Source organism: Aquiflexum gelatinilyticum (assembly GCF_024741135.1).
Taxonomy (GTDB): domain Bacteria; phylum Bacteroidota; class Bacteroidia; order Cytophagales; family Cyclobacteriaceae; genus Cognataquiflexum; species Cognataquiflexum gelatinilyticum.
This window is the reverse complement of the sequence record NZ_JANSUY010000002.1, coordinates 479,186-500,842: the sequence shown is the minus strand read 5'-3', so window position 1 is coordinate 500,842 and position 21,657 is coordinate 479,186. Positions and strand designations below refer to the sequence as shown.

Here is a 21,657-nt window from a genome sequence, read left to right as displayed (position 1 = left end):
CTTTAATAATCTGTAATCGGAGCCCTGTCATAGTAGGCCATAATCTCTGCCTGACTTGGCGGGTTGAGCGGTCTAACAACCCTCAAACCAAGGAAAGGGGCTTCAGGAAACCACCATTGGCTTTTGGGAATCTGTGGATCTATCCTCTTCCATTCTGCCTTTGATGCCGTTCTTTTGGCGGTGCGCAGGTCTGTAGCAGGACTGTTGTAATGTCCGCCGCGAATCGCTCCGGGATATAGTTTTTTGATTTCAATGGTAGGATCTTTCACTTGCTTATCCTTCCTGCTCTGGTAGGTATCCGCTGCATATTGGTCTGAGGTCCATTCCATTACATTGCCAAGAATATCGTACAATCCCCAAGGATTTGGCTTTTTCTGCCCAATATTGTGGGTAATGTTTCCGCTGTTGGCAGCGTACCAAGCGTATTGATCCAAGAGTTTTTCATCCTCTCCAAAAAAATACCTGCTTTTTGAACCTGCCCTTGCGGCATATTCCCATTCTGCCTCGGTAGGCAGTCTATAGAAAATCCCCGTCTTGAGATACAGCCATTTACAAAATTGAATCGCACCGTAATTGGTCATTCCGATGGCCGGCTTGCCCTCTTTGCCCATCCCGGCTGTCATGTCAAGATACGGGATACTCGGTCTGCTAAGACCGTCTACCTGTGCAGGTAGGGCTTTTTCTGCAATGGCGACCTCATAATTTTTGTCCAAAAAGAGTTCAAAAATATCCCAGGTAATCTCATGCGTTCCCATCCAAAAGGGAGAAATTTCTACTTCATGGACCGGACTTTCATCCGGCGTCATTCCCTCACTTCCCATCATGAATTTACCTCCTTGAATCGGTACCATTCCAAAACTTTGACCCGAATCAGGAATCTTTTGGGAATAGGGAATAAAAGCTTCTTGCTCGAAAAACTTCCATGAAGCAATTGTCACCAATACGGAGGAAACCATCACTACAAGAATGCCAGTTCTTTTCAATATATGATTCATATCATCGGTTAATTTGAGATTGTTAAGCTAATTATGGGATTCAAAAGAAATTGATGGATGGGTTTTTATCTATGGTCATTTGCTTTCTCCAATCGGTATTTCGACTTCTTCTCCCCAGACATATTTTGCAAACCATTGCCAGTTGTGCCAAGTGGCGGCCAATCTTTCTTTGGGTTTGGTGATGCCATGTCCAAAACCTTTGTACACCACCAATTCGGCAGGGACGTTCTGATCTCTTAATCCCTGAAGCAATTCATAGGCATTTGGAATCGGAACCCTTTGGTCAAACTCCCCATGTTGGATCAATGTAGGGGTTTTTGCGTTTTTGATGTTGGTCATGGGGGAAGTTTTGCGGTAAATTTCCTCATTGTCCCAAGGATTGGCTTTCAAGTATTGGATAGTAAATGGATGGATATCCGTGTTGACATAGTAGGTCATCCAATTGGAAATACCCGCACCCACACTCACTGCTTTGAACCTGTCAGTATTGGTAGTCAAAAATGCCGAAATATACCCCCCCTGACTCCATCCCATCACACCCATTCTAGTCGTGTCGATCAGGTTGCTGGCACTCAGGTTATCCACCCCGCTCAACACATCCCAGGCATCTCCCACACCGAGATTTTCAACATTGAGAGATCTAAAAGCCTCACCGTATCCTGCCGACCCACGGTAATTGGGTTGAAGGACAAGGCAGCCTTTGTTCAGCCACTGCACTATCGGATAGACATAGCCCGGAACTGGAGAAGGGGTATCTATCCCCGTTGGACCGCCATGAATCACCACCATCAAAGGATATTTTTTGGTGGGATCGTAGTCTACAGGTTTGTGCAGAACACCTTCTATCAGGGCTCCGTCTTTGCTTCTCCAGACCACCACTTCGCTTTGGGATACTTTCCAATTTTCAATCTGCTTTGTCAGGTTGGTGACTTTTTTTGCAGCAGATTTTTGGACGTTACTTACCCAGATTTCATTGAGTTGGTTTCCGTTGCGGGCATTGACAGCCAGTTTTTCCCCTGTTTGGGAAAAAGAAACCCCCGTCACCATTTCCGGAAATCCTTTCAAGATCGTGAAGGAACCGTCTTTGGGTTCAATCCTATAGAGATGTCTCAGGGTCTTTTGCCAAAAAAGTCCATAAATCCCTTTGGGATTCCAAGTCAGTCCTGATGGATTTTCATCAAGTTTGGCAGCAACTTGCCTGCTGCTTTTGGTACCCAAATCAATGATAAAAATCTTAGAATTGGTGTAGAAATTCGAAACGCTGTCATCCACATGGCTGGTATAAAGCAACTGTTTAGAATCCGGTGACCAATCCTGAAAGCTATCAGCACTTGGATTTTGGACCAAAATCTGACTTTGTCCGCTTTCCAGGTCCAAAATTGAAATATCAGATTTAGCAAATGAATTGATCAGGGGATTGGGCTGATGATTGAATGCAACCATTTTTCCATCAGGAGAAATTTTGAAAGCATTGACATTGAAATTCCCTTCAGTCAGTCTTTTTGGCTTGGCTCTCGTGATACATTCATTTGTAGTTTTGAGAGAATCGGCCGATTCATAGCAAGGTAACTCAGATGGATTGGGCTGGTTTGGATCAAAAGCGATTTCCCATAAATGCGTCAAGGAATAATCTTTGTCATCCATAAAGAAACCACCGTACCTGCTTTCGATTTTCTTTTTGGAGGGATCATCCTTTTCCCTTTTCGCAAAAATCATCCTTTTTCCGTCAGGATGCCATTGAAATGCACTTACACCTTCCTCTTCTTCTGTGATTGCGATGGACTCTCCACCATTTAATCGGATCGCATGGATTTGCGTTTTATTTCCTTTGTCAGCCAAAAAAGCCAGCCACTTGCCATCGGGAGAGAATGCCGGAGCAAAACTGCTGTTTTTAGGATTGTTGGTAACCTGAAAGGGGTCACTACCGTTTTTGACCAGCCATATCTCTGTATCAAACCGATTTTCTTTCCAGTCAGAAGCCTGTTGGGTAAAAGCTACAAGGTCTCCATTTGGAGACATGACCACTGCACCAACACTTCTAAGAGAGATAACTTCTTCAAAAGTCGGGTCCTTTTTCTCATTTTGGGCCGAAACCTGAACAGTAAAGGCAAGAACAAAAGCTGCCAAAAGGAAATATTTCATATAATTCGTGTGGTTAAGGATCCGAAAAGGTTGAAAGAATTTCAATTTAACATTTGGAACCAGAATTTCATACCAAATTTTGATTGCCGATTTTTTAACATCCAAATAAATCTTGATTGATATTTTTCCATATCATTAACATTAATGGTACATTATTAAATATAATGTATTTTTTTAGCTATTTTATTGAATTAATTTTAATCTAATGGATGTTTTACTAACTTTGAATCATCAAGAAAGACAAATGGTCTTCTTACACATTGTAGGGTGTTGAAATTGGCAGACAAGCCCTCCGGTCTCGGGGGTAGGGATCCCAGCATAAAGCAAACATGGAGCTCGTGTTTTGCCTAACTGCCCTGTGGAGGTTCGAATCCTTCTCCTACAGCATAGATCACAAAATAAGAATGAGGGCAAAAGGCACTCAAAAAATTGAAAACTTTATATTGTAGGGTGTTGAAACTGGCAGACAAGCCCTCCTTTCTCGGGGGTAAGGATCTCAGGATAAAGCAAACATGGAGCTCGTGTTTCGCCTAACTGCCTTGTGGAGGTTCGAATCCTTCTCCTACAGCTGGTTATTTTGGGTTTATTGTTAATTGACTAAAGCTGTGAGCATGTATTCACAGCTTTTTTATTTTTTTAACAATCGGAATTTTTTACCGAAGATTGAACAGAGTCTACGGAGTTGGAGGGAGCAAAGAATCGAGCTCGTTATTCGTAAATCTTAATTCCCAATTTAAATTGTACTTACTACATTCCATCAAAGGTCCGTTGGCGTGACCTTCGAGGCAATAAACGCAGGGCGGAATGAGGCGAAAAAAGTAATTGCAAAAACCGAAATACTCGTCCAAAGAAAATCGGACCAAATCATCTTGACAGGATATGCGTCCACAATCGAAGAGGATATCCCTAAAGTGACAATGCCAAATCTATCTTGAATCCAACAGATCAAAAATCCTAAAACCAAGCCGATGACCGCTCCACTCAATCCTATAATAGCTCCTTGCTTGAGATAGATTTTTTGGATGAGACTTTCTTTGGCACCCATCGCAAACAATATGGCATTGTCTTTCTTCTTTTCTATTGCAAGCATAGACAAGGAAAAAAAGATGTTGAAGGAAGCCACAGCCAAAATGAAACTCAGGGTCAAAAAGACAAAAAGCTTTTCAATCTTGATCGTCCGGAGGATTTGGGCATGCTGTTCATCGGTATCTTTGACCGTAAATTCCTCTCCCAAGTATGAAATCAACCTGGCTTTGACATCTTGAATGTTTGCGCCCTCTTTGACTTTCACCTCAAGGGCAGTTCTCTTTTGACCATAATTGAGCAACTTGCTGACGAATCCAATGGGCGCTAGGATATAATTATCATCAAATTCCTTCTCCACACTAAAAAAAGCACCCGGCTTTAGAATTCCTTTATTATACAACTGACTTGGGTCAATGGAACCTGCACTTCTTGGGGCTTTGGGATAAAAGACCTGAAGCAAATCCAGATCATTGTCGAGGTCGACAGAAAGAAAGAACCCGACTCCCCGACCCATGATCGCCTTTGGCTGGTTTTCGGTGCCTAAGCTAAGATTTCCCCAAGTAAAGCCTTTTTCAAACCTTCCCTGCTGCATGTAATTTTCGGAGACGCCCTTTAAGCGTGCAAGGTGCTGGTAATCGCGGTATTTGAATAGGGCATTGTCTTCAATCACTTCTGTCAAAACTTCCACCCCTTCAATTTCGGAAATGGATTCGAGCCATTCCGTTTCGGCTAAAAATGATTTGCCCATCTTGGATTCAATCTTCAGTTCTGCATCAAAAGAGGCATACAAACCTCTGACCAGGTCTTCCAAACCATTGAAAACGGACAAAACGATCACCAAGGCCATGGTTCCCACAGCCACCCCGATCATCGAAATGCGGGAAAGCACTGTGATAAAGTTCCGTTTCTTTTTACTACGGAAATAACGATAGGCTATAAAAAAGGAGAGGTTCAAGGATCGTGAAAAGTTAATTATTCTTCTTCATCCTCATCTGTGGCCTCAGGTATATTCAGGTCTCCTATGACCTTATCCATATGCTGGGCATAAGTAGCGGAATCATCTATAAAGAAAGCCAGTTCAGGAACAATCCTCACCGATTTGCCGATTCTATTTCCCAGATGTTTTCTGATTTCGCTTTTTTTATCATTTAATATTTCAAAAACAGCGCGGTCCTTGTCTACCAAAAAACTGAGGTATATTCTCGCCACACTCAGGTCAGGACTGATAATCACCCTCGAAACTGTGATGAAGGCAGATCCGATAATATGCTTTGCTTCTTTTTGAAAAATTCCACCCAATTCCTTTTGGATAAGTTTATTGAATTTCTGTTGTCTTTTACTTTCCATATCTCTAATTATTGTGACAAATTTAGTGAATTAAATGCGGAACACTTAATTTCGACCCTGCAGTTTGTCCAATCCTTAGAAATAGCCTCAGTTTGTTAAGTTTTTTTAGAATCAACGATCCGTTTAGGTTAATCGCCATTTTGGGGATTATGCTGCTGATGAGTGCAGTCTATATCTGGATAGTGGATATTCCTATCCTTCAGCCTGAGATGATCTGGATGCTTTTGGGTGAAAGAATGGCCGAAGGCAAGCATATGTATATTGATATCATTGACGATACTGGACCTTTATCAGCAGGAGTCTATTGGGTAGTGTACCTCTTATTTGGCAAATCTTTACTTTCTTATAAAGTTATTGCAGCTTTTTTTGTCCTTTTCCAGGTAGTGTATGTCAATTACCTGTTTATCAGGTACAAATCATTTGAAGACAATACCTATATACCGGCATTTGTGATGACGGTTTTGTTTTATGTTTCTTTCGACCTGGTGACGCTTTCGCCCGCATTGATGGGAAGTACCTTTATCGTGCTTGCTTTGGGACAGTTGTTTTCACAGACAGTATTACAAAAAGAGGGTTCGGATGCGGTATTGTTGGTAGGTATTTTTGGGGGTATTGCCGCTTGTTTTCATTTCCCTTTGGCTACATTTCTCCCCTTCTTGTTGGTTTCGGGCATAATAGTCAGTGGTTTTTCCTTCCAGCAGATTATCGTTTCTTTGATTGCATACGCCATGCCACTGGTATTCTGTGCCTTGTACTACTTTTGGATTGATGGTTTTGAGGCCTTCTTTTTCGAGTTTACCATTGCACCCAGACTTATCGAAAGCTATGCCCATGTTTCCTACCGAGATTTGGCTTTGCTTTTCGCATTGCCCTTATTCTTTTCAGTGCTGGGCTTTTTTGTAGGTTTTATTGTAAAATCCCAGACAGTCAACCAACAGAAGCAGCTTCAGCTGAATCTTATCTTTTCCATTTTTGCGGTTTCCTCTCTTCTGTTGACCAACAGGCGCACACCTTACCAATTTATCGTCATCTTGCCTGCTTTGGCCTATTTCATTTCACTTCTTTTGGTGGTATATAAGAAAGGAATTGCCATCCAAGTGCTTACAGCAATATTCATCTTTGGACTTCCTGCCATTGGCATTGTATGGACTTTGATGCAAATCAATACGGGTAAAATCGATACTTATGCTGTAAAAATCGAAGATAAACACCAGATTTCTAAAGGAAAAAGGATTCTTGTTCTCGGGGAAGATTTGGGATATTATCATGAATCCTCTTTGGCCACACCCTACCTTCATTATCGCTTATCAAAAAATATCATCCAGAATCAGGAGGACTTGGAAAATACGGTGGAGGTATATAACAACTTTCTAGAGGAAAAGCCGGAAATAGTCATTGACGAGGATGGTGTTTTTGCCGAACTTTTGAAAAGTATTCCGATTCTCTCTCAGCAATATGAAAAGCAAGGGACAAATTACTTTCTCAAAAAAAATAACTAGTTTTTTATCTTGATAATTAAATAATTTTTATTTTTTTAATTCTATTATTATCACTTTTTCAATTGTAAATAATCGATTTTTTATTGCTATGTTTATAATCCCTGTTTCTATCATGCATTGAACATTCCGAATCAAATTATTCTCGTGTTTGGTTTTGAATTTCAAATGCCATTCCAAAACAACCTACTCTAAATAGGCTTTGAAATTTTAGGATATTCTCACTTTTAAAAAGCAGACGACAATGGAAAATCACTGCATCATCGGCAACAACACATTGCTTTCCAAAGGACTTAATCAGGTGTTGGAAAATTTTGAAAGGACAAAGGTGGTTTTATTGACCTTTGGTGAATCTTCAACAATGGATTTTAACAAAAGTGAAAAACCGGATTTTTTATGGATGGATGTAACAAACGAAATAAAACCTGCTTTGAAAATCTGTCAGCAATTCAATAAAAAATTTCCTGAATCAAAAAATTTCGTGTTTTGTGACAACAAAGATCCCCTGATAGTCAAAAATTTTCTAAAGGCAGGAATTTCAGGGTATTTTCTTCCGCATTGCAATACAAAAAATATCAAAGAAGCAATCAGTCAAAGTATCAAAGGGCGGATTTATATTGATCCAAAACTCCGGCATTTTTTAACCCAAAATATTCTAGACATTGTACCCGCTGTTCCGGCGAAACACTCTTTGACAAAAAGAGAAAAGGAAATACTGCAGCTAATCGTAGAAGAATACACTACACAGGAAATCGCAAATAAACTTTTCATAAGTTTTTGTACCGTAGAGACCCATCGCCTCCACCTGATTCAAAAAATGGGAGTGCGCAATACTGCCGGATTAGTCAGGGAAGCGGTCGCAAGAAACATCTATCCCATATCCATGAATTCCATGACTTTTTAAAATCCATATTTTCATGGATTTTTTTGCGGGTTTTAATAGTCAACTTTGAATAACCACACCATCTTGGGGTTTTAGATCAATCGATTTTTCCCCAAGATATTGTTTTGATTCATTTTTGACATTTTATCTCGCAACATGATAGACCAGGTTTTAAATACGGTAATTGTTTTGTTGAATGCCCATATCGGCACTGCAGAACCTGATGTGATGCTTGGTAATCTGTCCATGGTGGATTCTGCCCAGGCCGGAAGCGAAAGCAATATTACTGACCGCGTGGTAGTATCCGTGGTGAATATCCAACAAGAAAGTACACTGAGGAATATGGCTGCCAACAGGCAGATTTTCGATAATTCGGGACTCCCAAGAGGAGTGGCCCGGAATCCCGGAATTTTTCTAAATATCTACCTGCTGATTGGGGCCAACAAAGAACAGTATAATATCGGTCTACAAAGGATTTCCCAGGTCATTGCTTTCTTCCAGAGAAACTCAATTTTCACAGTCTCGGAAATCCCTACTCTTCCCGATTTTGGTTTGGATAAAATCCTTTTTGACCTCCATTATACAAATTTTGAGGAGTTGAATCAATTATGGGGAATCATGGGGGGAAAATATATCCCTTCCGTGGTGTATAAAATGAGGCTTGCTTACATAGACAGCTTGGAGGAGGGTATGGAAATCCCACTTGTCAAATCAATCGATGCTCAGTTCAACAATATCCCACGCTGACTATGGACAGGATTCTTTGGAAGTTCGAAAAGTTATTTTCTATCCGGTTTGCCCATGAAGCATTCCCTTTTTCCGCTGCCAATGGAGGTATTCTCACAGACTTCATCAGCATCGAACCAGACCTTCTTACAAAATCACTTTTCAAAAAACATGACATCCATTTCAGAATCAGACAGGACATGTTGCTGTGTTTTATCAGAATCAATTCGGCTGAAGATACTCCTTATTTTAGGCTCCCAAATGGTTTCAGTGCGCGATTTTTATTCGAAATCAAGAATTCCTTAAAAGACCAAACACAGGTTCCCGCAAACCATGGCAAAGAAAACCTATTCCGGTTTCGGATAAATGTCAGGGCATCTGCCAATTCCATGTCACTTTCAGGGGCTACTTTAGGAACGCTCACTTCTAGGGATACTGTCCGGATTTTTACTCCCGGCAATCCCGGAACCTGGACCACTGCTACAATCAATCTAAGTGGAAGTTTTGGTGTCATTGACCTTGTGACTGAAGGCTCGAGCACCCATCGATTATTTACGGATGTACCTTCCCAATCTCTATTTTATACTGCTGCAAATGGTAATGAAAATGAACACTTGTTCACCATTCATTTAAACAACTGAAAAAATCAAGAAACCATAAAACCATTATCCAATGTCACAAATCAATGAATCCGCCATTAAGACACCGGGAGTCTATATCAATGAAATCCCTCTCTTTCCTCCTTCAGTAGCCCAAGTCGAAACCGCTATTCCGGCATTTATCGGCTATACGCAGATTGCTATTAATGAAATCGGGGAATCCCTTCTGAATGTTCCCACCAAAATTTTTTCCCTCAAAGAATATGAAAATTACTTTGGGAAAGCTGAAAATGAACAAGGCATAGCTGTAACCGTCGATATCACCACCAATAGTGGCGTGAGGGTTTCGATGACAGGTGATGCCACCATCACAGATCCATCGGAGTATACGATGTATTATAACCTCAGGATGTATTTTACCAACGGAGGAGGACCATGCTACATTATTTCTATAGGAGACACCACAGGAGCTGCAGATCCCGGGGATTATGATGATGGCCTCTTGGCTTGTGAAGCGGAAGATGAACCTACTATTCTTGTATTTCCTGATGCGGTCAATACACTAAATGAAGCTGATTATTATACCTTGGTTTCTTCTGCCATTGACCAATGTGCCAAACTTCAGGACAGATTTACCATCCTTGATGTGCATACTCCGGGTACCAACAATACCACAAGTATCAGCGACTTCAGAGATGCATTTACAAAAAATGACAGCCTCAATTATGGAGCTGTATATTATCCATCGCTAAAAACAACTTTTGATTTTGCATTCGATGAAGCTGAAGTAGATGTCACCATCACTACTGACGGAACAGCAGCAGGAGCGGTAGCATTATCAACTTTGGTCAACACCGAAACTGCGATATATAATTTTGCATTGGCTAAAATCAGAGAAAAATTAAGCCCAACATTGCCACCTTCTTCTGCTATGGCGGGGGTTTATGCCAAAGTGGATGGGTCCCGGGGTGTATGGAAAGCGCCTGCAAATGTTTCTCTCAACGCGGTATATGACTTGACTGCCAAAATCAGTGAAGCAGAGCAAGGCAGTATGAACATAGATCCAACTTCCGGGAAATCAGTCAATGCCATCAGATTTTTTCAAGGAAAAGGATTTTTGGTGTGGGGGGCGAGGACATTGGCAGGAAATGACAACGAATGGAGATATGTTAATGTCAGGAGGTTTTTTATCATGGTTGAGGAATCGTCCAAAAAAGCCACTATGCAATTCGTATTTGAACCTAATGATGCGAACACTTGGGTCAAGCTTCGGGCCATGCTTGAAAACTACCTGACACTACTATGGAGACAGGGGGCCTTGGCAGGTGCAAAACCTGAGCATGCATTTTATGTACGATGCGGGTTGGGACAAACGATGACGGCACAGGACATCCTGGAAGGAAGGCTGATAGTCGAAATCGGCATGGCTGCAGTCCGTCCTGCAGAATTCATCATCCTACGCTTCTCTCACAAGATGCAGGAATCCTAATGGCTTTTCACTTAAAAAATTCTAAAATCATTTAACCTAAAATATCATGGCCAATTATCCTCTTCCAAAGTTCCATTTCCAGGTTGACTGGGGCGGAACCAAAATCGGATTTACAGAAGTAACCGGACTTGAAGTAACCATCGAACCAATTGAATACAGAGACGGCGCAAGTCCCGAATATTCCAAAATCAAAATGCCGGGGATGCAAAGCTTCTCCAACATTACCCTGAAACGTGGCACCTTCCAAGGCGACAACCAATTCTATCAATGGTGGAATACCGTGGCTTTGAATACCATAGAGAGAAGGGATCTGATCATTTCTTTGTTGGATGAAAGCCATGCGCCGGTAGTCGTTTGGCGGGTAAAAAATGCCTGGCCCATCAAGGTCCAATCTACGGACCTCAATGCTACCGGCAATGAAACAGCCATTGAAACCCTGGAAATAGCACATGAAGGTCTCACCATGATAAACGAGTAGCCATGTTTTCATATCCACCGGTAGGTTTCCATTTTTCAGTTGTATTCCAACTGTTTCCCCAAACGCCAAATGATTTCAGGTTTCAGGAAGTCAGTGGCCTTGATATGGAAATGATGATGGAAACTGTCATCGAAGGCGGCCAAAACAGGTTTACGTGGGAATTACCAGTCCGTGCAAAATACTCTGATTTGGTGCTGAAAAGAGGCATGTTCATTGGTTCGGGAATATTGATGTGGTGTAAAAACGCATTTGAAAACTTTGTCTTTGAACCGGTCAACATCATCATCAGCCTGCTTAACGAACAGCACATTCCTATCCAATCATGGTATGTGGTCAATGCCATCCCAAAAAAATGGTCTGTTTCGAGTTTCAATGCGGAACAAAGTTCCATAGTCATTGAGTCCATTACCTTGAGCTACCAGTATTTCAATATAATCAGCTTGGATTCTGCTCTTTCTATGGCTGGCAATATCAGCGCTTCAGGAAGTGTTGGAATTTAATCCTTTTCTTATGCCAATAGAAATCAAAGAACTCCAGATCCGAGCAGCAGTGGGAAACAATGCCGGGAATTCAACTCCTCAGAATTCCAGTCCACCTGATATGAATCAGATGAAGCAGGAATTAATCAAAGAAGTGACAGAAGAAGTCTTGAGAATGATACAGCTAAAACTCGAAAGGTAATGATCGATCTTGGCCAAAAAGCCGAAAAACTATACGTACAGGCCTATTCGGATGCAGAATTCCAAAATCCTGTACCTGACAACAAGTTCAGTGCATTGGTAAATCCTGCCACTTATAACGTTTCGTATAAGTTTGAATTTGACGCTACTCAGGCTCCGGGCACATCAGGCGCCAACATGAAATTCAACAGGATTCTTCCTGGTGATTTCCATTTTGATTTTCTTTTTGATGCGACAGGAGTGGTCAAAGACATGTCGGTATTGAGCCTCGGGATCGCCAATCCCTTTGAAAAGCCAGCCAATGTCACAGAGCAGATTGAAGCATTCAAGCACAAAATCATTGATTACCAGTCTGATAAACACAGACCTTATTACTTGAAGATCCATTGGGGAGAACTTCTCTTCAAAGGTGTCTTGAAGCAGATGGATATTGAATACAAAGTCTTTGCTCCCGATGGCAAACCTATCAGAGCCATTGCAAAATGCCAGTTTGCGGAGAGTATTGCAGATGTGGAAAGGGCAGCAGAGGAAAACCGGGAAAGTCCTGACATTACCCATGAACGGGTTTTTAAAGGTACAGACAGGATCGACCTTCTCACCGAAAAAATCTATGAACGTGATATCCATTATATCAATGTTGCCAGTTTCAACTCCCTTGACAGTTTTAGAAATATCAAAACCGGCTCAAAGATTTTCTTTCCACCACTAGCAAAATAAACCCAAGACAATGATCTCAACCGACCGACATGAACTTGTGACCTCAAAAATCTTATTGGGCAACGGTCCAGGTGCGCCGACTGATCAGGAAGTATCCGGTCAGATCCAGGTCATTGACATGACTGTCTACAAGGAACTGAACAAAATACCATTTGCCGTAATCAGGGTCGTAGATGGTTCGGCTTCGGATTCGGATTTTTTGATTGGAAACAGCGCTGAGTTTGCACTGGGAAAAAGCATTGATATCCAATTTGGTTACAATACCGAGGACCGATCTGTGTTTAAAGGAATCATCATCGGAAACTCCCATGTGATCAATGGAAGTCAGACATTGCTCCAGGTTACCTGCAAGCATGAATCGGTGAAAATGACTGTTTCAAAGAAAAGCAGACATTTCAATGAACTCCGTGACAATGAAATTGTAGAGAATATCCTCCAGGAAAACGGTCTGACCGATTTGGATATTCCAACTTTCGGGAGTCAACATGAGCAATTGGTTCAGGCCAAAGTCAGTGATTGGGATTATATTCTCTCCAGGATTGACACCAATGGTATGGTAATGAGAATGAACGGAAGTACTTTTTCTGTTTTCAAACCTGATCCTTCTCTAGAAGCGGTCCTATCACTTACCTATGGAGAAGACATCATTTCCATGAAAATGGATACAGATGTAAGGACCCAATCCACTTCGGTAAGAGCATTTTCATGGGATTATACCAATCAATCTTTACTAGAATCAGAAGGGGAAGATCTCGCGGGGGCATCTCCGGGAAATGTTCAGACATCGGATTTGGCTGAAATCAACGGTCAGGAATTTGAAATCAAAACTGCTGTTAAACTTTCAAACGAAGCCTTGCAATCCCTGGCTGATGCAAAAAAACAGAAACAGGCTCTTTCCAAAATAAAGGGTAAAGCGACCTTTATGGGAAATTCTGAAGTTAATCCCGGCGATTGGGTCGAGTTAAATGGAGTAGGTGAACAATTTAGCGGAAAAGCATTTGTAAGTGCTGTTCAGCATCAGGTAAGAAACGGAAATTGGGAAACAGAAGCGACTTTAGGCTGGCATGAAGATTTTTATGCCGAGAAATTCAATTCACACTCAGCCAGTTCAGGAAGTGGACAATTCTCAGGAATCCATGGATTGCAAGTCGGAGTCGTCACAGACATCATGGATCCTTTGGGTGAGGGCAGGGTCAAGGTCAGACTTCCCATGGTCAATATAAATGACGAAGGGATTTTTGCCAGAGTGGCAACTTTGGATGCCGGGAACAACAGGGGCACATTTTTCAGACCCGAAATAGATGATGAGGTAATTGTTGGTTTTATCAATGAAGACCCTTCCCATCCAGTCGTCTTGGGCATGGTACACAGCAGTGCTAAGCCTACACCCATGGAGCCTGAAGATTCCAATGACAAAAAAGGCTATGTCTCCAGGTCAGAAATCAAAATTACAATCCATGACGGCGACAAAAGCATAGTGATAGAAACTCCAGGGGGAAGGAAATTTACGATGGATGATACCTCAGGCACTGTTAAGGTGGAAGATCCGATCGGTAATGTCATGGTGATGGATGACAATGGGATTTCAATGGAATCTCCAAAAGAGATTTCCCTGAAGGGAGGAACCAAAATCAGTTTTGCCGCTCCCGAGATTGCCATCAAAGCAGATATGAATCTCAGTTTGGAGGCATCTGCAGGATTAAGTTTAAAAAGCAGCGGCACTGCTGACCTCGAGGGAGCAATGGTCAATATCAAAGGAAGTCTGGTCAAAATAAATTAGAAATTATGCCTTTAGCCGCGCGAATCACAGATATGCATATTTGCCCGATGCTCACGCCGGGAGGAACGCCACACGTCGGTGGACCGATTTTGCCGGCGGGCGAGCCAACTGTTTTGATCGGGGGACTTCCTGCAGCCAGACTCGGAGATATGGCAACATGTGCAGGCCCGCCTGATACGATCATTGCGGGTTCGGGGACGGTATTGATCGGAGGAAAACCCGCCGCCAGAATGGGAGATTCCACAGCTCATGGGGGAGTGATTATCATCGGATGTCCCACAGTAATCATTGGAGGATAAAATATGGAAAACATAAACCGCTCATTTCTTGGTACAGGCTGGTCTTTCCCCCCACACTTTGACAGTGAGGGGAGCAAAACCAAAATGCTCAGCGATGAGGCAGATATACAAAGCAGCCTGGAAATTCTCCTTTCTACCAAAAGAGGGGAAAGGGTGATGCGCTCTGACTATGGCTGTGACCTTCACGAATTGGTTTTTGAACCGCTTACCACCACATTCAAAACCTATATCATTGACCTGATCAGAACTTCGATCCTATACCATGAGCCGAGGATTGAAGTCGAAAAAATCGAGCTCAATGATACCGGGGAACTTGAAGGAAGGATATTGATCACCATAACATACAAGGTGAGAGCCACCAATTCACGGTTCAACTTTGTATTTCCATTTTATAAAACTGAAGGAACCGAATTGACATAGACCAATATGGCCTGCAACGACAAAAACCCATTGACCCGAGAAGGAGTGGACCGGTTGACAAGAAAACTGGAAGCACTCTCTCCCACCTTTGCCAAGGTGGACGAAAGGTCTATGGAAGATTTGATTCTTTGGGCAAAAAATTATGCTGCATACCTGAAGTTCAAAGCCCTTGACAATACGGATGCAGGCACTTGGGAGCCTTTGATGAAAGTCGATATTTCTCTGGTTTTGGCAGTTTTACTTTCTCTCGACATGCTCCAAGTGTCCGATTACAACAAGCTGCTCTACAAAAGAATCAAGCTTGGAATAGCTTCCTCTGATGAGGTCGAAGCAAGGTTACAATTCAAATTTCTCTATGATCTACTGTTTTCATTAGTCAAAACAGTAGATGAACAATGCCGATTTTTAAAGGAGGAGACAGATTACCGGCAGACCATTAAATCAGTCATCGAGACCAAACTCAATTCACCTTTTTCTAAGCTTTCAAATTTCAGGGCTGACAACCTCGGGCTTTTTTCGGGCTCCAACCAAACTGATCCTACCTCGCCCGTAAATACAATTGATTCAAACCAACCCTTGTCCCTGACTTATTTTTCACCCACAGCTGAAAGGTTGAAAATTACCATTCCCGGTACAGCTATAAACGAAAAAATCAGCCACGTAATCAACCACAATATTTTCAATAATCAGATTTCCTTACTGCTAAGCGGGATTTCAGCTATACTCCAAAATGCCAAGAATCTTTTTACAAAATCATTAACTGACTATTCCAGCCATGAACCGCATTATGGGCTGTTTTTGACATTCTTAAAATTATTCAATGCCGCCCAAATCAGCCTCAATGACTTTGGTTTCAGGCATCTTGATTTTTATTACAAAGATGTCCTTCGGCTTAAAAACCAAAATCCGATTCCTGATCAAGTCCATCTTACCGTCAGTCTCCAAAAACACATCTCTCAGCATTTATTGACAAAAGGAACGCTTTTCAAAGGAGGAAAAGACCCTAACGGAAAAGAAATGCACTATAGCCTGACCGAAGACGTGGTTTTCAATCAGGCTGAAGTCAAAGAAATCAAGGCGTTTCAGATCCACAACAAAAACCTGTTGGCTTACCCAGTGCTGAATAGTTCCGACGGAATCGGCGGAAAATTTGAAGGCGATGACAAAAGCTGGTATGCATTCGGTGACAGGAAAATGATCCCAACCCAAGAAGCCGGATTTGCGATAGCTTCCAATCTACTTTATCTCAAAGAAGGCGAAAGGAGCATCACCTTGTCAGTGACTTTTGCAAAGCCGCTGAAGGCCAAGACTTCCTTTTCCAAACTTGGATTGTTTGGGAATTCAAAATCCATTCCTTTCAATATTTCCCTGACCGGAGAAAAGGACTGGGTTTCAAAGGACGTTGACGCTTCATTTTCGGACAATCAAAATTTGTTGACTTTAAAATTTTCTTTAGGGGTAGAAGAACCACCGATTTTCCCCTATTCCGAAAAAACCCACAAGAAAAATTTCAATACTGCATTGCCGCTTATGATGGCCCTTCTCGACCAAAGTGCAAGCAACATTTGGTATGAAGACCTGATGGATAATACAATCAATTCCATCAATCTTTCCGTCAATGTTGTTGGAGCAAAAGACCTTGCGCTCAGCAGTGATGGCGGATCGATAGATGCTTCCAAACCCTTCAAACCTTTTGGTGATTTTCCAAAACTAAATGCCAGTTTTTATATAGGTTCCAAAGAAATATTCCAAAAAAAACTGGATTACCTCAAGGTCAACCTTCCTGTTTCTGTCCCGATCTATTGTGAGTATCTGCATGGAAACGATTGGGAATCTTATCCATTTCCCAAAGATGGGGATGGCTATCTGGTTCAAAAAAGCACAGCAGGCAATCTTCTCAAACAAGCTTCTCTTGGCTTTGGAAGCAATGAATTTCTTCAGGCAAAGTCATATGAAGGCTTCCTGAGAATCAGATTGAATTCTTCTTCTTATTCTTTGGCTTCCCACATGGCAGAGGTCAATAAAGCCTTGGACAATATTGTAATCAATTCACAGCAGGGAAGCTTTCAGCCGGTTGAAGCTGTTAGAGTGGAGAGCAAAGCCATCGAGGCAAAAGCCATAGAAATTGAAAACCTGACATTCGACCAAAATCTGACTGCTAACCTTCAAAAGGTAGCTGAGATTTCAGGTCTGCTCAAAGTCTCCGGCAATTCTGTGCCTGTTCCAAAAGAAATCATTTCCGAATCGTTTTCCATTGATTATACTGCCTCCGAAAATATCCCGATCGCAGGCAATCCAAATCCAAAACATGCATTTTTTAACCTGTCTCCATTTGGGTATTACATGCCTGTACCCGGAGAAATGTCGCTTGTCCCCCGGTTCAGCCAAGAAGGGGAGCTTTTGATAGGAATAGCGAAAGCTGCTACTCCCGTTTCTATCAATTTGCTTTTTCTTCTTGCTGATGGCAGTTCCAATCCCTTGAAAAACCAGGAAACCATCACTTGGTCATTTTTGCTTCAAGAAAACCAATGGTCTGAATTTGAAGATAACCAGATCATCGACGGGACAATCAATCTCACCAGAACGGGAATCGTGACTTTGAATATTCCAAAAGAAGCAGGATTGGCACATACTGCCTTGACTTCCGGACTTATTTGGATCAAAGCATCGGTCGCAAGCAACACCGACGCAGTCTGCAAAATCATTGATATCAAAGCCCAAGGTGCTTTGGCTGAATTGGTTCAATCAGATTCTGAAGAAATCGAATTCCGAAGTACACTTCCTGCAGGTACTGTCAGCAAACTTAAGCTTTCGGACAGTGCCATCAAATCCATAACCCAACCTGCAGATTCGATCGGAGGACGGGTAAGAGAAAGTGATCCTGATTATTACCAAAAGGTCAGTGAGAGACTTAGACACAAGCAAAGGGCGGTCAGCATCTGGGATTATGAACACCTCATCTTGCAGGAATTTCCTATACTGTATCAGGTCAAGTGCCTAAACCATACCGGATTTTATGAAAAAAACGGGGAGAATGTTTTCTGTGAAAATTTTCCTGGCCATGTCACTGTCATCTGCATTCCCGATCTCAAAAACAAATCAAACTCCAATCCACTCAGACCTTACACTCCCATAGCCACACTTACTGATACAGCCATTTTTCTGGAAAAATTAAAAAATCCTTTTACGCAACTCCATGTCGTCAACCCACTATTTGAGGAGGTCCAACTGGAGTTTGAGGTCAGGTTTCATGACTTTATGGACGAGGTATTTTACAGGAATTTTTTGGATATAGAAATCGAGCAATTCCTCTGTCCTTGGGCTTGGCACAATAGCCAAAAAATCACATTTGGAGGAAAAATCAACAAATCAACGCTAATCAATTTTGTGGAGGAAAGACCTTATGTGGATTTTTTGAGTTGCTTCAAAATCCACCACATCATCAGAAACGAAGAAGGAAAAATCTCCAAGAAAATAAATGACTTGGAAGAGATCATTGCTTCAAGTTCCAGATCGGTATTGGTTTCACATTATGAAGAATCCAATACAAGTGCTCCCCGTCATATCATCCAAGTAATCCAAACCTGCGACTGCTGATGAAAACCTCTCCGACCATACCAAAAAATCCCACACTGGCCCATTCCATGGACTATGAGCGGTTACGTCAGGAAGGATTGGCTCATATCGAACAGCTTTCAAGCAATCTATGGACGGATTACAATAGCCACGATCCGGGAATTACCATGTTGGAAGCGCTTTGCTATGCCATTACCGAGTTGGGTTATAGGTCCAATTTTGAAATCAAAGACCTTCTCACTCAAGCAAGCGGCCAGACTTTTTTCACAGCCAGGCAGATTTTGACTTCGGCGCCCTTGACGATTACGGATTATAGAAAACTCTTGGTGGACATCCAGGGAATCAATAACGCCTGGCTTTTTACTGACGGAAAACAGGAAGTCCCAATTTATCTCAACTGTGAGGAAGACAAACTGCAATATGAAAAAACCAATAAAGAGCTGGTATTAAAAGGCCTATACACAGTGCTTTTGGACCTGTCCATCGATCAGGAACTCGGTGATCTCAATACCGGGGATATTGAACTTGAAAACATCGCTTTCCCTCTTTCTCCTATGACAGATATCGAAGCAGGCGAGTTTCAAGTCAAATTCGAGCTTCCAAGTATCAAGGAAGTCAATAAAAAAGTGCTGACAGAAAACCCTTCCAATTTTTCCATAGAAAAAAACCCTTCCAAAAATTGGGTATACAACTTCAAAATTGAATTGCCTGACGGGGAAATCATCGAAATCCCATTCAGGGTAAGCATCCCAAAAAACCCTTCCAAAGGAAAAATTCTTGACAGCCATGTCGCTTTTATGCTCCAAGACCCTGCGTATGGACAATTGATTTTTGACACATACCTGGAAAAAATCTCTAAAGCTGAGGGCATTCTCAAAAATGCAATCAAGGTCCTTCAAGAAAACAGGAATCTGTGCGAGGATTTTATCCGTGTTGAGCCGATCGATTCTGAGGAAGTTGCCTTTTGCTTTGATGTGGATGTAAGTGCAGACACTGATATCGAGCGGGTTCAGGCGGAGATCTATTTTACCATTGAGCATTACCTCAATCCACCTGTTTCTTTTTATACCCTAAAAGAACTGATGGAAAAAGGTATCCCAACGGAAGAAATTTTTGAAGGACCAAGGCTGGCACATGGCTTTATCGATACCGAAGAAATAGAAAACGCGCAGCTGAGGTCGGTCATCTATGCCTCCGATATCATCAATTTACTGATGGACATCAAAGGAGTAAATGGGATCAGAAATTTTCTCATGACCAAATATGACAAAGACGGAAAACCTGTTCCCGGCAAAAAAGGCATCTCTTGGTGCATGCCCATTGTACCATTGCACAAGCCTGTGCTGAGTACTAGTTTTTCAAAAATCTTATTCTTCAAAGACGGCTTCCCATTTCTTTCCCAATATGAGGAAGTCAGGGATACCGTTCAGTTGCTTCATGCCCAAAGATCCATCGGAAAGTTGGTTCCCACTTTTGCCGATCTCCCTGTTCCCAAAGGACGACAAAGAGATACCATGAGCTATTGGCCGGTCCAATATGATTTGCCGATGGTCTATGGTGTAGGAGAATTTGGTCTTCCGCCACATGCAGATGACCTCCGAATAGCCCAACAGCAGCAACTGAAAGGCTATCTGATGTTCTATGAGCAGCTTTTGGCCGACTTCAATGCACAGCTCACCAATGCCAAAAGTCTTTTTTCGACTGATGAAATCAGGCAAACTTATTTTGCCCAATACCTTGGAAGCATCAGGGAAATCGATGGTATCCTTCATACAAACCTTGAAAAAGCCATTGCCAACGATCCGCTCGATCCTGAGAGTCAGGCTTTGTGGCAAAGACTTTATGAAAACCAAAACCTATTTTTTGAGAGAAGGAACAAGTTTCTTGACCACCTTCTGGCAAGGTTTGCAGAGTCTTTTAACGACTATGCCTTACTCATGTACCGGATCAACCTCGATAACATCAGTCTTGAAAAAATCGGGCCCCAAGAAACCGTTGACCTCAAAATCCGGACCCTGCAAGCCTATCCCGAAATCAGTTATTCAAGATCCTTGGCATTCAATTATTTTCCTCAAGATGAAAATTTTGAACTTGATGAAACCAGGCTTTGGGATACCGATAATGTGTCCGGCTTGGAAAAAAGGATCAGCTACCTGACCGGAATCGGGGATTTTACCAGACGGTTTTTGTATTGTATCAAAAACGTGGAGATCATTTGCGAAGAAAAAGAAGTCGGAGAAACAATCCACTGTATGCATTCATTTTCTCTGACTTCCAGAAACGGGATTAAAATGCTTTCAAAGCAATTCGAAGACAAAGCAACAGCTGAAGCGGTATTGGTAGAAGTGATGGAATTGGGAACCAATCCGGAAAATTACCATTACACCACCAAAAAAATAAAACTCAAAAAGCAGAACATCATCATTCTGGAAAGTGAAAAAACCTTTGCCACTGAAGAAGATGCCCTTACAATAATACAAGAAATCATTGAGGAACTGACCCAGGATTGCAATGAGCCGGAAGGCCTCCACCTTATAGAACATCTTCTTTTGAGACCAAAAAGCAAGAATTTCAAATTGATGGAAGTCTGTCTTCATGACTGCGAATGTCCATGCGAGGAGGATATTTATTCCTTTAGGGCATCTGTGGTCTTGCCGCATTGGCCAAAACATTTCGACGATATGGCATTCCGTCAGTATTTCGAAAAGAAAATCCGCGAGGAAGCTCCAGCCCACATCCAACTCAAAGTATGTTGGGTAAGCAATGAAAAGCTCCGTGAATTTGAAACAAGTTTTAAGGCATGGATCAAAGAACTGGCAAGCTACAAGGCTACAGGAAACAACCATGCCACGTATCAGGAGGCCAATGACAGGATGCTGGCAATATTGGCAAAACTCAACTCTGTGTATCCAAAGGCCACTCTTCACGACTGTGAGGAAAGTGATGCCGACAAAAACCCGGTTATGCTGGGCAAAACAATTCTAGGAACTCAAAAATTATAATC

At 42.0% G+C, this 21,657-nt stretch carries 18 protein-coding genes; 14 read left to right on the top strand and 4 right to left on the bottom strand.

The annotated features are described in order from the left end of the window. Positions 1 to 2: 2 nt before the first annotated feature. The 4 genes from NU887_RS06105 to rbfA form a co-directional block, all read right to left on the bottom strand. A complete protein-coding gene (locus NU887_RS06105) occupies positions 3 to 995 on the bottom strand; it encodes a formylglycine-generating enzyme family protein (RefSeq protein WP_258422476.1) in 993 nt (330 codons plus the stop codon). Positions 996 to 1,070: 75 nt separating this feature from the next. After that, positions 1,071 to 3,137, bottom strand: coding sequence for a S9 family peptidase (locus tag NU887_RS06100; protein WP_258422475.1), 2,067 nt, complete (start codon positions 3,135 to 3,137; stop codon positions 1,071 to 1,073). A gap of 757 nt (positions 3,138 to 3,894) precedes the next feature. After that, complete coding sequence (locus NU887_RS06095; protein ID WP_258422474.1) at positions 3,895 to 5,118, bottom strand: FtsX-like permease family protein; 1,224 nt, start codon at positions 5,116 to 5,118, stop codon at positions 3,895 to 3,897. Positions 5,119 to 5,135: 17 nt separating this feature from the next. Further along, positions 5,136 to 5,510 carry a 30S ribosome-binding factor RbfA gene (gene rbfA / locus NU887_RS06090; RefSeq protein WP_258422473.1) on the bottom strand — a complete coding sequence of 125 codons (375 nt, stop codon included), beginning with the start codon at positions 5,508 to 5,510 and terminating at the stop codon, positions 5,136 to 5,138. A gap of 92 nt (positions 5,511 to 5,602) precedes the next feature. Between rbfA and NU887_RS06085 the strand changes: the two genes are divergently transcribed. The 14 genes from NU887_RS06085 (at position 5,603) to NU887_RS06020 (ending at position 21,655) form a co-directional block, all read left to right on the top strand. Further along, on the top strand, positions 5,603 to 7,009 hold the full coding sequence (locus NU887_RS06085) for a hypothetical protein (RefSeq protein ID WP_258422472.1): 1,407 nt from the start codon (positions 5,603 to 5,605) through the stop codon (positions 7,007 to 7,009). 241 nt (positions 7,010 to 7,250) lie between these two features. Then, a complete protein-coding gene (locus NU887_RS21170; protein WP_275982341.1) occupies positions 7,251 to 7,910 on the top strand; it encodes a response regulator transcription factor in 660 nt (219 codons plus the stop codon). A 135-nt stretch (positions 7,911 to 8,045) separates the two neighbouring features. Continuing rightward, positions 8,046 to 8,636 carry a Pvc16 family protein gene (locus NU887_RS06075; protein ID WP_258422471.1) on the top strand — a complete coding sequence of 197 codons (591 nt, stop codon included), beginning with the start codon at positions 8,046 to 8,048 and terminating at the stop codon, positions 8,634 to 8,636. A 2-nt stretch (positions 8,637 to 8,638) separates the two neighbouring features. Next, positions 8,639 to 9,256 carry a hypothetical protein gene (locus tag NU887_RS06070; protein ID WP_258422470.1) on the top strand — a complete coding sequence of 206 codons (618 nt, stop codon included), beginning with the start codon at positions 8,639 to 8,641 and terminating at the stop codon, positions 9,254 to 9,256. Between the two features lie 31 nt (positions 9,257 to 9,287). Beyond that, positions 9,288 to 10,703 (top strand): phage tail sheath family protein, encoded by a 1,416-nt coding sequence (locus tag NU887_RS06065; protein WP_258422469.1) that lies wholly within the window; start codon positions 9,288 to 9,290, stop codon positions 10,701 to 10,703. Positions 10,704 to 10,749: 46 nt separating this feature from the next. Continuing rightward, the gene (locus tag NU887_RS06060; protein ID WP_258422468.1) at positions 10,750 to 11,181 is read left to right on the top strand and encodes a phage tail protein; all 432 of its coding nucleotides are present in this window, start codon (positions 10,750 to 10,752) and stop codon (positions 11,179 to 11,181) included. A gap of 2 nt (positions 11,182 to 11,183) precedes the next feature. Beyond that, positions 11,184 to 11,681, top strand: coding sequence for a phage tail protein (locus NU887_RS06055; protein WP_258422467.1), 498 nt, complete (start codon positions 11,184 to 11,186; stop codon positions 11,679 to 11,681). A 10-nt stretch (positions 11,682 to 11,691) separates the two neighbouring features. Continuing rightward, positions 11,692 to 11,862, top strand: a complete 171-nt coding sequence (locus NU887_RS06050) for a DUF5908 family protein (RefSeq protein ID WP_258422466.1) — start codon at positions 11,692 to 11,694, stop codon at positions 11,860 to 11,862. Further along, complete coding sequence (locus NU887_RS06045; RefSeq protein ID WP_258422465.1) at positions 11,862 to 12,578, top strand: CIS tube protein; 717 nt, start codon at positions 11,862 to 11,864, stop codon at positions 12,576 to 12,578. The genes NU887_RS06050 and NU887_RS06045 overlap by 1 nt, the downstream gene beginning before the upstream one ends. A 10-nt stretch (positions 12,579 to 12,588) precedes the next feature. Further along, complete coding sequence (gene vgrG / locus NU887_RS06040; protein ID WP_258422464.1) at positions 12,589 to 14,358, top strand: type VI secretion system tip protein VgrG; 1,770 nt, start codon at positions 12,589 to 12,591, stop codon at positions 14,356 to 14,358. A 5-nt stretch (positions 14,359 to 14,363) separates the two neighbouring features. Continuing rightward, a complete protein-coding gene (locus tag NU887_RS06035; RefSeq protein WP_258422463.1) occupies positions 14,364 to 14,657 on the top strand; it encodes a PAAR domain-containing protein in 294 nt (97 codons plus the stop codon). Between the two features lie 3 nt (positions 14,658 to 14,660). Then, on the top strand, positions 14,661 to 15,077 hold the full coding sequence (locus NU887_RS06030; RefSeq protein WP_258422462.1) for a GPW/gp25 family protein: 417 nt from the start codon (positions 14,661 to 14,663) through the stop codon (positions 15,075 to 15,077). Between the two features lie 6 nt (positions 15,078 to 15,083). After that, positions 15,084 to 18,674: a hypothetical protein gene (locus tag NU887_RS06025; RefSeq protein WP_258422461.1), complete on the top strand. Its 3,591-nt coding sequence runs from the start codon at positions 15,084 to 15,086 to the stop codon at positions 18,672 to 18,674. Beyond that, positions 18,674 to 21,655 carry a hypothetical protein gene (locus tag NU887_RS06020; RefSeq protein ID WP_258422460.1) on the top strand — a complete coding sequence of 994 codons (2,982 nt, stop codon included), beginning with the start codon at positions 18,674 to 18,676 and terminating at the stop codon, positions 21,653 to 21,655. Before NU887_RS06025 ends, NU887_RS06020 begins: the two co-directional genes overlap by 1 nt. The last annotated feature ends 2 nt before the right edge of the window (positions 21,656 to 21,657 follow it).